Raw genomic sequence first — 12501 nt, 5'->3', positions numbered from 1 at the left:
CCAGCGCTGTTATACCACGCTCTCAACCTTTTAGCGCCCTTTGCCACCGATGACGGATCCGGCGACGGGGGTTTCACCGGTCCTTCGCTTAGCGAGTTCGTCCCACCAGGATTCCTCTTCGTAGATACTCCATTCGAGATCAACCGAATCATGATGGTTCGCTTTATTGCGGTCGCCGTACTGATCCTGCTGTTCTGGCTTGGTACCCGTCGCATGAGGATGATCCCGGGCCGCGGGCAGAGCCTGCTCGAAATGGCTGTTGGTTTCGTTCAGTCAAACATCGCTGACGGAGCGCTCGGCAAAGAAGAGGGCAAGCGATTCATGCCGCTGCTCGCAACCATGTTTTTCATGGTTATCGCGATGAATATCACCGGCATCGTCCCCGGGCTCAACATCGCTGGTACCGCAGTAATTGGAGTTCCTCTAGTACTGGCCGTTGTTGCCTACGTTGTATTCATCTACGCGGGCATCAAGAAGCAGGGAATGAACTTCTTCAAGGCTTCGCTGTTCCCGGCAGGCGTTCCGTGGCCGTTGTACCTCATCGTTACGCCGATTGAGTTCGTTTCCACGTTCATCCTTCGCCCCGTAACTCTTGCGCTTCGACTCCTCATGAACATGATCGCGGGCCACATGTTGCTCGTGCTCTGCTTCTCTGCAACGCAGTTCTTCTTGTTCACTGCTGGTGGCCTCTTTGGTCTCTTCAGCATTGGCACCCTCGCCTTTGGCTTTATCTTCACGATCTTCGAACTCCTTGTTGCGGTACTTCAGGCCTATGTCTTCACATTCCTGACCGCCGTATACATCCAGCTCGCGCTGGTCGAAGAGCACTAGACCGATCCCGGCGCTCGCCTGGATTAGAAAATCACGGAAGGAAACACAAATGAACGTCGCAGAAGTGACTGGAAACATTGCACCCCTCGCATTCGGTGTTGCAACCATCGGACCCGCTATCGGTGTAGGAATCGTTGTTGGTAAGACTGTTGAGTCGGTTGCGCGCCAGCCAGAACTTCAGGGCCGTCTTACGGGCCTCATGTTCCTGGGTATTGCATTCACCGAGGCGCTCGCGTTCATCGCGATCGCTGTTGCATTCATCCCATTCCCGTAACCACTAACTGACTGAGGAGGCTGGGATGCAAAGCGCACTCTTGGCTGCTGCAGAGGGCGAAGTAATTAATCCGCTCCTTCCTGCAAGCTACGACATTATTTGGTCAGCGGTTTGCTTCGCTATCATCTTGTTCTTCTTCTGGAAGAAGTTCCTTCCGGCTTTGACGAAGACGCTGGATGGTCGCGCCGACGCCATCGAGGGTGGCATCAAGAAGGCTGAGATCGCTCAGGCTGAAGCTGCTGAAGCACTTGAGCACTACAAGACGCAGCTCGCTGAAGGCCGTGCCGAGGCCGCGAAGATTCGCGAACAGGCACGTCTCGAAGGAACCGCGATTATCAACGAGCTCAAAGAGCAGGCAACGGTAGAGGCTGCACGCATCACTGCGAACGCACAAGCCACGATCGAGGCAGAACGTCAGGCCGCTCTCGTATCGCTTCGCACCGAGGTTGGCTCACTGGCTATCGATCTTGCGTCGGGCGTTATTGGGCAAAGCCTGACTGACGACAAGAAGTCGTCCGCGCTCGTCGACCAGTTCTTGGCTGACCTTGAAGCTTCAGAGAAGGCAAAGGCAAAGAAGTAATGGGATCAGCTACGAGAGAAGCGCTTGTCGCAGCGAAAGATGCTGTGGCATCGGTCACTGCCAAGAACTCTCTGGCCACTGGCGCAGAGCTGTTCGAAGCAGGACGCGTTGTGGGCAGTTCAGCCCAGTTGCGTTCCGCTTTGGCCGATCCTGCTGCCGCGGCGAAAGACAAGACCGCAATAGTCGGTTCGGTTTTCTCGTCGCTGAGCGCCTCAGCGCGCACCGTACTTTCCGCCATCGTGAGTGCTCGCTGGTCGAACGCTGACGATTTGCTTGCGGGGATCGAAGAGATCGGAATTCGTCTGATCGCTCAGTCGGCTCCGGCGAAGCTTTCCATCGACGACCAGTTGTTCGCTTTCGGAACGACGGTTTCATCAGACTCTGAACTCGAACTCGCCGTTGGCAGCAAACTTGGTTCTGCCGAGTCGAAGTCCGCACTGATTCACGAACTGCTCACAGGCAAAGCGTCAGAACAGGCCCTCGTCATTATCGACCAGCTCGTTCAACAGCCGCGTGGCCGCCGCATCGGTGAACTGATCTCTACCGCCGCAGATATCGTTGCCGACCAATCAAGTCAATCAGTCGCGACGATTACCACTGCCGCGCCGCTCACGGCTGCACAGCTCGAACGATTGCGGACCGGCCTTACCAAGAACTACGAACGTGAGCTCAAGCTCAACGTCCGTATTGACCCCTCGCTCATCGGTGGGGTACGCGTTCAGATCGGTGACGAAGTCATCGACGGCAGCGTCTCCACCAAGCTCAACGACCTCAGGATCCAACTCGCGGGCTAGCGAGTTAGCAGACCTTTCCACGGAATAGGAAAACACAATGGCAGAACTCAGCATCAGTCCGGACGAGATCCGCGACGCGCTCAAAGACTTCGTCAAGGCCTACGAGCCTGGCAAGGCAGCGACAACCGAGACCGGAACCGTCGTCGACGCCGCAGACGGCATCGCGCACGTTGACGGCCTCCCCGGCGTAATGGCCAACGAACTCATTCGTTTCGCTGACGGTACCCTGGGCCTCGCCCAGAACCTTGACGAAGACGAGATCGGTGTTGTAATCCTCGGCGAGTTCGCCGGCATCGTTGAGGGCATGGAAGTTACTCGCACCGGCGAAGTTCTTTCTGCCCCCGTCGGAGACGCATTCCTGGGTCGCGTCGTTGACCCGCTGGGTGCCCCCATTGATGGCCTCGGAGAGATCAAGGCTGAAACTCGCCGTGCGCTTGAGCTTCAGGCTCCCGGCGTAATGGACCGAAAGAGTGTGCACGAGCCCATGCAGACCGGAATCAAGGCAATCGATGCCATGATCCCGATCGGCCGCGGACAGCGCCAGCTGATCATTGGTGACCGCCAGACCGGTAAAACGGCCATCGCGATCGACACCATCATCAACCAGAAAGACAACTGGGACTCGGGCGACGAGAACAAGCAGGTTCGCTGCATCTATGTCGCTATTGGCCAAAAGGGTTCGACGATTGCCGCTGTAAAGGGCGCGCTCGAAGAAGCCGGCGCCATGGAGTACACCACCATCGTGGCCGCTCCCGCATCCGACCCCGCCGGCTTCAAGTACCTTGCTCCCTACACCGGTTCGGCCATCGGCCAGCACTGGATGTACGGCGGCAAGCACGTACTCATCATTTTCGATGACCTCTCCAAGCAGGCTGAGGCCTACCGTGCAGTATCACTGCTGCTTCGCCGTCCGCCAGGGCGTGAGGCATACCCCGGTGACGTGTTCTACCTGCACTCTCGCCTACTCGAGCGTTGTGCAAAGCTCTCCGATGAGCTCGGTGCCGGTTCGATGACGGGTCTTCCCATCATCGAGACCAAGGCAAACGATGTTGCGGCCTACATCCCGACCAACGTGATCTCGATCACCGACGGCCAGATCTTCCTGCAGTCCGACCTGTTCAACGCCAACCAGCGCCCCGCCGTAGACGTGGGTATTTCGGTCTCGCGTGTTGGTGGAGATGCTCAGGTGAAGTCGATCAAGAAGGTTTCGGGAACACTGAAGCTTGAGCTTGCTCAGTACCGCTCACTCGAGGCCTTCGCGATGTTCGCATCCGACCTTGACCCCACCAGCCGTCGCCAGCTTGCCCGAGGCGCGCGCCTCACCGAGTTGCTGCGCCAGCCGCAATATTCGCCATTCCCCGTCGAGAACCAGGTCGTTTCGATCTGGGCTGGCACCAACGGAAAGCTCGATGAGGTTCCCGTCGAAGACATTCTTCGTTTCGAAAGTGAATTGCACGACTACCTCGCACGCAACACCAAGGTACTCGACACCCTCCGCGAGAAGAACGCCCTCGATGACCAGCTGATCGCGGACATGGATGCCGCAGTCGACGAGTTCAAGCTGGGCTTCCAGACGGGTGAGGGCAAGTCTCTCAACTCCGTAGGATCCGAGCAGTTCGAAGAGATCGCTGAAGAAGACATCGCTCAAGAGCAGATCGTCAAGCAGAAGCGCTGAGCTTCGCACCAGTAATCATCGAACCAGTGATCATCGACCAACACGACATAGAAAGTTAGAAAGCCATGGGAGCGCAACTTCGGGTCTACCGGCAGAAGATTAGTTCTGCCAAGACGACCAAGAAGATCACACGCGCGATGGAGCTGATCTCCGCGTCGCGCATTCAAAAGGCGAAACAGCGGGTTGCTGCATCGGGGCCGTACTCACGTGCGGTCACGCGCGCCGTCTCGGCGGTGGCGACTTTCTCGAACGTCGATCACGTGCTGACAACGGAACCAGAGACGATCGACCGCGCAGCGGTTGTCATCTTCTCGAGCGACCGCGGTCTCGCAGGCGCGTTCAACACGAACGTTCTGCGCGAAGCTGGCGAACTTGCAGCTCGGCTTGAAGGCGAAGGCAAGGAGGTCATCTACTACCTCGTTGGTCGAAAGGCCGCCGGGTACTTTGCCTTCCGCAAGCGTGATGCTGAGCAAATTTGGACCGGCGGAACAGATTCGCCCGCTTTCGAAATTGCGAAAGAAATCGGCGACGCCGTCGTAAGCAAGTTCTTGCAGCCGGCAAGCGAAGGCGGAGTAGACGAGATTCATATCGTCTACAACCGCTTAGTGAGCATGCTGCTACAGGTTCCCGAGGTTGTTCGTCTTCTCCCGTTGGAGATCGTTGAGGGCGTTGAAGCACCCGACAAAAATGACGTGCTTCCCCTCTACGAATTCGAACCAGAGGTAGACAAGGTGCTCGACGCTTTGCTGCCTGTGTACATCGAGAGCCGCATCTTCAACGCCATGCTTCAGTCTGCTGCTGCAAAGCACGCTGCGACGCAGAAGGCAATGAAGTCTGCAAGCGACAACGCAGACAAGCTCATCAACGACTACACGCGCTTGGCAAACAACGCGCGCCAGTCTGAGATCACCCAGCAGATTTCCGAGATCGTGGGCGGCGCGGACGCCCTCAGCTCGGCTAAGTAAGAACCATAGATAGGGAAGCCATGACTGAAAAAGCCCCGGCCAAGAAGGCCCCAGCCAAGAAAACACCAGCCAAGAAGGCGCCAGCCAAGAAGGCACCAGCCAACAAAGCTGCAGCAACAGTTGCCGGTATTGGTCGTATCTCGCGCGTAATCGGTCCCGTTGTGGACGTCGAGTTCCCGCACGATTCGATCCCCGGAATCTACAACGCGCTCAAGACCAACGTCACCATCGGGGGCGAGACCACTGAGATTACACTCGAGGTCGCACAGCACCTCGGCGACGATGTAGTTCGTGCCATCGCGCTCAAGCCCACAGACGGACTCGTTCGTGGCCAAGAAGTTCGCGACACTGGCGAGCAGATCACGGTTCCCGTAGGTGACGTCACCAAGGGAAAGGTGTTCAACGTAACCGGTGACATCCTCAACGCGGATGAAGACGGCAAGGTCAACGGTGAAACCGTTGAGATCACCGAGCGCTGGCCCATCCACCGCAAGCCCCCGGCATTCGACCAGCTTGAGTCGAAGACTGAACTCTTCGAAACCGGCATCAAGGTCATCGACCTCCTCACCCCCTATGTGCAGGGTGGAAAGATTGGACTGTTCGGTGGTGCCGGTGTTGGTAAGACCGTTCTGATTCAAGAAATGATCCAGCGTGTGGCTCAAGACCACGGTGGAGTTTCTGTATTCGCCGGTGTTGGCGAGCGTACCCGTGAGGGTAACGACCTCATCGCTGAAATGGATGAAGCAGGCGTCTTCGACAAAACGGCTCTAGTCTTCGGCCAGATGGATGAGCCGCCAGGAACGCGTCTTCGCGTTGCGCTCTCGGCCCTCACCATGGCTGAGTACTTCCGTGACGTTCAGAAGCAGGACGTGCTGTTGTTCATCGACAATATCTTCCGCTTCACTCAGGCCGGTTCTGAAGTGTCGACCCTTCTAGGCCGTATGCCTTCGGCCGTGGGGTACCAGCCCAACCTCGCCGACGAGATGGGTATCCTTCAGGAGCGCATCACCTCGACGCGTGGTCACTCGATTACGTCGCTTCAGGCAATTTACGTTCCTGCTGACGACTACACCGACCCGGCTCCGGCGACCACCTTCGCCCACCTCGACGCCACGACTGAGCTCAGCCGTGAAATTGCGTCGAAGGGTCTCTACCCGGCCGTTGACCCGCTCACCTCGACCAGCCGTATCCTCGACCCTCGCTACCTAGGTGCCGACCACTACCGCGTGGCTACGAGCGTGAAGCAGATCCTCCAGAAGAACAAGGAACTCCAGGAGATCATTGCGATCCTCGGTGTTGACGAGCTCTCTGAAGAAGACAAGATCACCGTTTCGCGTGCGCGCCGCATCCAGCAGTTCCTCTCGCAGAACACCTACATGGCGAAGAAGTTCACCGGTGTTGAGGGTTCGACCGTTCCGCTTAAGGAGACCATCGAGTCGTTCGACGCGATAGTCAAGGGCGAGTTCGACCACGTTGCGGAGCAGGCGTTCTTCAACGTCGGTGGAATCAACGATGTCGAAGAGCAGTGGGCAAAGATTCAAAAGGAGAACGCTCAGTAATGGCCGTTCTCAAGGTGAGCGTCGTCTCTGCCGACCAGGAACTCTGGTCGGGAGAGGCGAGCCAGCTCATTGCGCGCACCACTGAGGGTGAGATCGGAATTTTGCCCGGCCACGAACCGCTTCTCGCGATTCTGGCGAAAGGTGAGGTTCGTGTCACTGCCGCAGATGGATCTAACATCACCGCAAACGCAGACAACGGATTCCTCTCGGTGGAGAACAACACGGTAACAGTCGTGGCGAGTTCCGCAGAGTTGGTCTAGTTTTCGTCTCATGCTAATTGCAATGGCCGGGTTACCGGGCGCAGGAAAGTCCACCCTCGCAGAGATTGTCGGTGCTCGACGAAAAATCACCGTATTGTCGGTTGATCAGATCGAGACGGCGATTCTGAAAGCAGGAATCAGCGGCGAACAACCGACTGGCCTAGCCGCTTATTTGGTGGCAGAAACCCTTGCCGAGACGGTGCTCACGCAGGATCGGGACATCATCATCGATGCCGTGAACGCTGTGGATCCCGCCCGCGAACAGTGGGTTAACCTTGCCGAACGCACAGGTTCAGGGGTGCGGTTTATCGAAGTCGTGTGCTCCGATCGCGACGAGCACAAGACTCGGCTGGTGGAGCGCGCAGCGAAGCGAGAGCGATCTGGTGCGGTCGCTCGCAACGCTGTTGAGCATAACCTTGACGAATACTCTCCGTGGACTGGGGCAAGTGGCGCTGTAGCGCGCATCACCCTCGACTCTGCGGGTGCGATAGGAGTCAACGTCGAACGTGCCATCGCCTTTCTTGACGCGTGATCGTTCTCCTTCCGCCCTCTGAGACAAAGCGTGACGGGGGAGACCAGGGTTCAACGCTCGACTGGTCCCGACTGTCTTTTCCTGCGCTGACCGAGCATCGAAGGATCGTTGCTACTCGGCTGACACAGCTCACGAGTGATCCCGAAGCCGCACGGCGTGCTCTCGGTCTCAGCGTCAAACAGCAGTTCGAGGTGGAGCGAAACCGCACCTTCGAGTGTGCACCAGTAATGCCTGCGCTGGAGCGCTATACGGGCGTTCTCTTCGATGGACTCGATGCGCCAAGCATGAACCCAGCGGAACGTTCATTTGCCCACAAGACTCTGGTTGTGCACTCGGCGCTCTTCGGGCCGGTGCGGGCAGGCGACCAGATTCCAGCCTACCGACTTTCGCACAATTCACGGCTACCGAAACTAACGCTTAAGTCCCACTGGCGGGAGTCGGTCACCGATGCCTTAGCCTCGGTCGAGGGTTTGCAGCTAGATCTTCGCTCTGAGGCCTATGCACAGTTGGGTGCGGCGTCACCGAACAGCATCTATCTTCGAGTGGTCAATGAGGGACCCGATGGTAAGCGCGTCGCTCTGAGCCATTTCAACAAGAAGTCCAAAGGCCTTTTTTCGCGCGCCCTCATCAACGCGGGAATCGAACACTCAACCGTCGAGTCCTTGATGGCGTGGGCGCGGGGCGCAGGCTTCCGGCTCGAGCGCGGTGCACCAGGGGAGCTCGATCTCGTAGTGCCGAACGCTGACAGCTAAGCCACGCGCCAACATCCTTCGATATGGTCGTCGACCATGCCGGCAGATTGCATGAGGGCATACATCGTTGTGGGGCCAACGAATCGGAATCCATGACTCTTGAGCGCTGTGCTCATTGCCGTCGACTCCGTGGTCACCGGGGGAACATCAGTAAGCGAAGTCAATCGCTTCGAGCGAGTTGGGGGAGCGAACTGCCAGAGCAGCGAGTCGAGGGCGCCCGGTGCCTCGCGCGTGAGCTCTAGGGTTGCTTGTGCGTTCGTGATTGCCGCTGACACTTTGAGCCGGTTGCGGATGATGCGGGGATCGCTGAGCAGGCGTGCCATGTCTCGATCGGTGTAGTTGGCAATCTGGGCCGGATCAAACTGGTTGAAAGCATCGCGAAGCCCTTCGCGCCGGCGGAGGATCGTGATCCACGAAAGACCAGCCTGAAACGCCTCGAGCATTATCTTCTCGAACAGTTTGCGGTCGCCGCGAAGGGGAGAGCCCCACTCCTCGTCGTGATACTTGCGATAGAGCTCATCGTCACCAACCCAGCCACAGCGGCCGCGGCCATCTGGACCAAAGAGAATCGACGCACGATCGCTCATCGGTGAGCGATTCCTTCGTGCTCAAGGAGCCACACCTTGGTAGCTATGCCCTGACCACCGCTGTATCCGGTGATGCGCTGGTTGGAGGCGAGCACTCGGTGGCACGGCACAATGATCGGGATAGGGTTTGCGCCGACAGCGCCGCCCACCGCTCGTCCCGCACTGGGACGACCCGTGGCTCGGCCGATATCTGCGTACGATACCGCCAAGCCGAACGGCAGTTGGTTGAGCTCGTGCCACACGGAGCGCTGGAACGCGGTGCCAGCCACAGAAAGCGGCAGCTCGAATGTTCGACGTTCTCCCGCAAAGTATTCGGTGAGTTGTCGAACAGCGTCATCGAGCACTACGCATGAGCGCTCCTCTTCGCCTTCACGTGGCAGTGTGCCGGTGTTTTCGATGGCGAGGCCAGTCAGGTGCTTACCGTCGCTGGTCAGCTCGATTCGACCGATTGGAGAGCGCAGACGGCGCAGATAGGGGGACTCGGTGTGGAGCGTGTTGCCTGATTGCATGATTCGAGCGTAATCCTGACTCCAGATGTGGCGCTGGCTGTTTTCGGACATGGCTTCAGCGCGACTTCACGGGGCACATGGTGAGGAAGAGTGCTAAAGGCTCTCGTCGGTGCGCGGTTCAATATTAATGCTCTTATTGAGCTCGCTGATGGTGGCGTTGAGCGCTTCGAGCTGTGTCACCATGTCATCGTAGGTTGCCACATTTGCCTCGATGGCGTCATACAAGTCGTTTAGCGAGTTCTGACGGTCGATGAGGGAGGTGCGCTCGTTATTGAATTGCTCGACCGACCTGAAATCGCCGTTGTCGGCGCGGGCGTTGAAGCTATCGATATCACTATTGAGGCTGTCGTAGCCCGAGTTGTACGACTCGTAGTCGTTATCGATGCTCGTGCGCAGTGAATCTAGTTGCTCGACGAGCTTCGTGCTGGCGTCTTGCTGAGCGGTGAACACGGCGTTGGACTTCTTGTGTAGGGCAACGACTGCGGCACGGTCGGTGAAATATTCTGTGTAGTGCTTTTCGAGCTCAGGCGCGAGTTCTGCGAATTCGGTTCCGATGATCGAATGCAGTTCGTTTGCGCGCTCACCGGGCTCAGTCTTCGCATAGAATTCCAGCGTTGTCGAGAACTCTGGATCGTCCTTCATTCGTGCTGCTTCTGCTTCAAGCAGCGGAGCCAGACGCGCTCGCTCCGAAGCAGAGGTGCGGTCCCACGCCGCGTGCAACATTTCGTGCGCAGCGACGACCTCCTCGAGGCCGGCGAGACGATCATCCGTAACGTCGAAAAGGTAGATCGACTTGTTGCTGGGGAAATAGCAGCCAAGCACGCCAAAGTTCTTTTCGATATTGGAACACGTGCTGTTGAAGGTGGGGTTCGCCTGAATCGTGGGCTGACTGGCATAGAACAAGAACTTGCCCTCATCGGACATCCCGGATCCAGTGACGTATTCTTCAACGTTTGCGGAAGGCTCGAATTGCCACACAGCTATTTGGTCGGCGATGCGCTGCTGGTTGGTTAACGCCCACACTCCGCTGAAGATAATGGCAACGTTGAGCAGCAGCGCAAGCGCGATCGCAAATGCGCGCGACACAGTCATAGGGGACCGCTGATCGCGTTCCCACGCAACCGGCGAATTATCCTCATTGCTCACGAAAACAACTCTATCTGAGCCGCAGGGTAAGAGAGGACGAACCTGCCTAGGTTCTAGAGACGGCTCCATGCTTCGGTTAGCACCGAACGCAAAATAGATTCTATCTCGTCAAACTCAGCCGGACCGATTGTTAGCGGCGGTGCCAGTTGAATCACAGGATCGCCCCGATCATCAGCGCGACAATACAGTCCCGCATCAAAAAGCGCCTTGGATAGGAAGCCCCGCAGCAGTCGCTCTGACTCATCGTCGTTGAAGGTCTGCTTGGTCGCTTTATCTTTCACAAGTTCAATACCGAAGAAGTAGCCGTCGCCCCGCACATCGCCAACGATCGGCAGATCAAGCAGCTTTTCGAGGGCTGCCCGGAACTTGGGCGAGTTCTCACGAACATGCTCGTTGATCTTCTCTTCCTCAAAGATGTTGAGGTTCTCGAGAGCAACGGCGGCAGATACCGGATGCCCGCCGAAGGTGTACCCGTGATAGAACGTCGTTGCGCCGTGCTTGAAGGGCTCATAGACACGGTCAGAAACGATAGTCGCACCGATCGGCGAATATCCGCTCGTCATGCCTTTTGCACACGTGATCATGTCGGGAATGTAGTCATAGGCATCACAAGCAAACATGTGGCCGATGCGGCCAAAGGCGCAAATAACTTCATCGCTGACGAGCAGCACGTCGTACTCGTCGCAAATCTCCCGCACACGCTGAAAGTATCCGGGCGGGGGCGGGAAGCAGCCACCCGAGTTCTGCACCGGCTCAAGGAAAACCGCAGCCACTGTCTCGGGGCCCTCGAAGAGAATCATCTCTTCGATACGGTTAGCTGCCCACAGCCCGAACTCTTCTTCCGTACCGTGAAAGCCCATTTCCTCTGCGCGGTAATAATTGGTATTGGGGACTCGGAAACCACCGGGAACCAAAGGCTCAAACATTTCCTTCATGCCAGGGATGCCCGTGATTGCAAGGGCGCCCTGAGGGGTTCCGTGATACGCGACGGCACGAGAAATTACCTTGTGCTTGGTGTGGCGCCCCTGCAGCTTCCAGTACTGCTTGGCCAGTTTGAACGCCGTCTCAACGGCCTCACCGCCACCGGTCGAAAAGAACACCCGGTTGAGATCACCGGGAGCGTAGCCTGCCAGACGATCCGCTAATTCAATGGCCTTCGGATGCGCATATGACCACAGTGGGAAGAATGCGAGCTCTTCGGCCTGTTTGGCCGCAACCTCAGCGATGCGCTTCCTGCCGTGACCTACGTTGACCACGAAAAGTCCACTCAGGCCATCGAAGTACTTATTGCCCTTGCTGTCATAGATGTGGTGGCCTTCGCCGCGCACGATAATGGGCACGCCGTGGCCGTCCTCCATCACCGACTGGCGCGAGAAGTGCATCCAGAGGTGGTCTTTTGCTTTTTGTTGCAAATCTGCTTCGTCGAACTCTGACATGGCAAACGCTTTCTTGAGTGAGGTTTAAGGGCACCGCTTAGCGGGTGCCCCAGTTGTAGAACTGCTTGTGCAGGCGCAAATAAACAAAGGTTTCCGTTGAATGCACGCCCTGGATGCCGCGGATGTCGCGGTTGAGAAGATCGATAAGATCATCGTCGTTTTCACACACCACTTCAACGAGCAGGTCGAAGCTCCCGGCGGTGAGTACGAGGTAGTCGACTGCCGGGAGTTTGCCGATTTGTTCGGCAACCGCTGTGGTGTCTCCCGACACTTGGATGCCGATCATCGCTTGCCGAAAGAAGCCCAGTTGCATGGGGTCGGTTACGGCCACGATCTGCATGACGCCTGAGTCCGTAAGCTTTTGCACGCGCTGGCGAACGGCCGCTTCGCTGAGGCCGATAGCCTTGCCAATTTCGGCGTAAGAACGGCGACCATCATTTTGTAGCTGGTCAATGATCGCTTTTGAGACTCCGTCTAGTTGCACAGGTTTCGGTGCGGAACTGCGCGATAGTGTGCTCATGGGTCGATTTTGTCAGTTGAAAGCGTCTTCTGCAAGTGATTCCGTATCAAAATCGCCAGTTCACGGCGGAAATCATCAGTT

General features: G+C 57.4%; 15 protein-coding genes. 10 read left to right on the top strand and 5 right to left on the bottom strand.

Annotation, left to right across the window (positions count from 1 at the left end):
• The first annotated feature begins 6 nt into the window (after positions 1–6).
• The 10 genes from atpB to AADH44_RS08565 all read left to right on the top strand — a co-directional run bounded on the left by atpB (position 7) and on the right by AADH44_RS08565 (position 8222).
• Positions 7–831: a F0F1 ATP synthase subunit A gene (gene atpB, locus AADH44_RS08610; RefSeq protein WP_341954971.1), complete on the top strand. Its 825-nt coding sequence runs from the start codon at positions 7–9 to the stop codon at positions 829–831.
• Positions 832–880: 49 nt separating this feature from the next.
• Positions 881–1105 (top strand): ATP synthase F0 subunit C, encoded by a 225-nt coding sequence (gene atpE / locus AADH44_RS08605; RefSeq protein WP_341952364.1) that lies wholly within the window; start codon positions 881–883, stop codon positions 1103–1105.
• Positions 1106–1130: 25 nt separating this feature from the next.
• Positions 1131–1685, top strand: coding sequence for a F0F1 ATP synthase subunit B (locus AADH44_RS08600; RefSeq protein WP_341952363.1), 555 nt, complete (start codon positions 1131–1133; stop codon positions 1683–1685).
• On the top strand, positions 1685–2479 hold the full coding sequence (locus tag AADH44_RS08595; RefSeq protein ID WP_341952362.1) for a F0F1 ATP synthase subunit delta: 795 nt from the start codon (positions 1685–1687) through the stop codon (positions 2477–2479). The genes AADH44_RS08600 and AADH44_RS08595 overlap by 1 nt, the downstream gene beginning before the upstream one ends.
• Positions 2480–2516: 37 nt before the next feature.
• Complete coding sequence (gene atpA, locus AADH44_RS08590; protein WP_341952361.1) at positions 2517–4154, top strand: F0F1 ATP synthase subunit alpha; 1638 nt, start codon at positions 2517–2519, stop codon at positions 4152–4154.
• A gap of 65 nt (positions 4155–4219) precedes the next feature.
• Positions 4220–5119, top strand: coding sequence for a F0F1 ATP synthase subunit gamma (locus AADH44_RS08585; RefSeq protein WP_341952359.1), 900 nt, complete (start codon positions 4220–4222; stop codon positions 5117–5119).
• A 20-nt stretch (positions 5120–5139) separates the two neighbouring features.
• Positions 5140–6678, top strand: coding sequence for a F0F1 ATP synthase subunit beta (atpD, locus tag AADH44_RS08580; protein WP_341952357.1), 1539 nt, complete (start codon positions 5140–5142; stop codon positions 6676–6678).
• On the top strand, positions 6678–6938 hold the full coding sequence (locus AADH44_RS08575) for a F0F1 ATP synthase subunit epsilon (protein ID WP_341952356.1): 261 nt from the start codon (positions 6678–6680) through the stop codon (positions 6936–6938). Before atpD ends, AADH44_RS08575 begins: the two co-directional genes overlap by 1 nt.
• A 22-nt stretch (positions 6939–6960) precedes the next feature.
• Positions 6961–7470, top strand: coding sequence for an ATP-binding protein (locus tag AADH44_RS08570; protein WP_341952355.1), 510 nt, complete (start codon positions 6961–6963; stop codon positions 7468–7470).
• Positions 7467–8222, top strand: coding sequence for a peroxide stress protein YaaA (locus AADH44_RS08565; protein ID WP_341952353.1), 756 nt, complete (start codon positions 7467–7469; stop codon positions 8220–8222). Before AADH44_RS08570 ends, AADH44_RS08565 begins: the two co-directional genes overlap by 4 nt.
• Here the strand turns inward: AADH44_RS08565 and AADH44_RS08560 are convergent.
• From AADH44_RS08560 to AADH44_RS08540, 5 genes are read right to left on the bottom strand one after another with little or no spacing between them, the layout of a single operon-like run.
• Positions 8219–8809: a DNA-3-methyladenine glycosylase I gene (locus tag AADH44_RS08560; RefSeq protein WP_341952351.1), complete on the bottom strand. Its 591-nt coding sequence runs from the start codon at positions 8807–8809 to the stop codon at positions 8219–8221. The genes AADH44_RS08565 and AADH44_RS08560 overlap by 4 nt on opposite strands.
• Positions 8806–9369: a methylated-DNA--[protein]-cysteine S-methyltransferase gene (locus AADH44_RS08555; RefSeq protein ID WP_341952349.1), complete on the bottom strand. Its 564-nt coding sequence runs from the start codon at positions 9367–9369 to the stop codon at positions 8806–8808. The genes AADH44_RS08560 and AADH44_RS08555 overlap by 4 nt, the downstream gene beginning before the upstream one ends.
• A gap of 42 nt (positions 9370–9411) precedes the next feature.
• Positions 9412–10464 carry a hypothetical protein gene (locus tag AADH44_RS08550; RefSeq protein ID WP_341952347.1) on the bottom strand — a complete coding sequence of 351 codons (1053 nt, stop codon included), beginning with the start codon at positions 10462–10464 and terminating at the stop codon, positions 9412–9414.
• 53 nt (positions 10465–10517) lie between these two features.
• Complete coding sequence (locus AADH44_RS08545) at positions 10518–11900, bottom strand: aspartate aminotransferase family protein (RefSeq protein ID WP_341952345.1); 1383 nt, start codon at positions 11898–11900, stop codon at positions 10518–10520.
• Between the two features lie 37 nt (positions 11901–11937).
• Entirely contained in the window at positions 11938–12420 is a 483-nt protein-coding gene (locus AADH44_RS08540) for an Lrp/AsnC family transcriptional regulator (RefSeq protein WP_341952344.1), read from the bottom strand.
• Positions 12421–12501: the final 81 nt, after the last annotated feature.

It is taken from the genome of Salinibacterium sp. TMP30 (genome assembly GCF_038397785.1).
In the GTDB taxonomy this organism is placed as follows: Bacteria; Actinomycetota; Actinomycetes; order Actinomycetales; family Microbacteriaceae; genus Rhodoglobus.
Note: the sequence above shows the minus strand (reverse complement) of the source record. Positions and strands in the feature narration are given on the sequence as shown.

Bases quoted from the DNA above. Each gene is read 5' to 3' on its own strand.
- AADH44_RS08560 (WP_341952351.1), bottom strand. From the start codon at position 8,809: ATGAGCGATCGTGCGTCGATTCTCTTTGGTCCAGATGGCCGCGGCCGC.
- AADH44_RS08545 (WP_341952345.1), bottom strand. From the start codon at position 11,900: ATGTCAGAGTTCGACGAAGCAGATTTGCAACAAAAAGCAAAAGACCAC.
- AADH44_RS08555 (WP_341952349.1), bottom strand. From the start codon at position 9,369: ATGTCCGAAAACAGCCAGCGCCACATCTGGAGTCAGGATTACGCTCGA.
- AADH44_RS08585 (WP_341952359.1), top strand. From the start codon at position 4,220: ATGGGAGCGCAACTTCGGGTCTACCGGCAGAAGATTAGTTCTGCCAAG.
- AADH44_RS08600 (WP_341952363.1), top strand. From the start codon at position 1,131: ATGCAAAGCGCACTCTTGGCTGCTGCAGAGGGCGAAGTAATTAATCCG.
- AADH44_RS08540 (WP_341952344.1), bottom strand. From the start codon at position 12,420: ATGAGCACACTATCGCGCAGTTCCGCACCGAAACCTGTGCAACTAGAC.
- AADH44_RS08595 (WP_341952362.1), top strand. From the start codon at position 1,685: ATGGGATCAGCTACGAGAGAAGCGCTTGTCGCAGCGAAAGATGCTGTG.
- AADH44_RS08575 (WP_341952356.1), top strand. From the start codon at position 6,678: ATGGCCGTTCTCAAGGTGAGCGTCGTCTCTGCCGACCAGGAACTCTGG.
- atpD (WP_341952357.1), top strand. From the start codon at position 5,140: ATGACTGAAAAAGCCCCGGCCAAGAAGGCCCCAGCCAAGAAAACACCA.
- atpE (WP_341952364.1), top strand. From the start codon at position 881: ATGAACGTCGCAGAAGTGACTGGAAACATTGCACCCCTCGCATTCGGT.
- atpA (WP_341952361.1), top strand. From the start codon at position 2,517: ATGGCAGAACTCAGCATCAGTCCGGACGAGATCCGCGACGCGCTCAAA.
- AADH44_RS08570 (WP_341952355.1), top strand. From the start codon at position 6,961: ATGGCCGGGTTACCGGGCGCAGGAAAGTCCACCCTCGCAGAGATTGTC.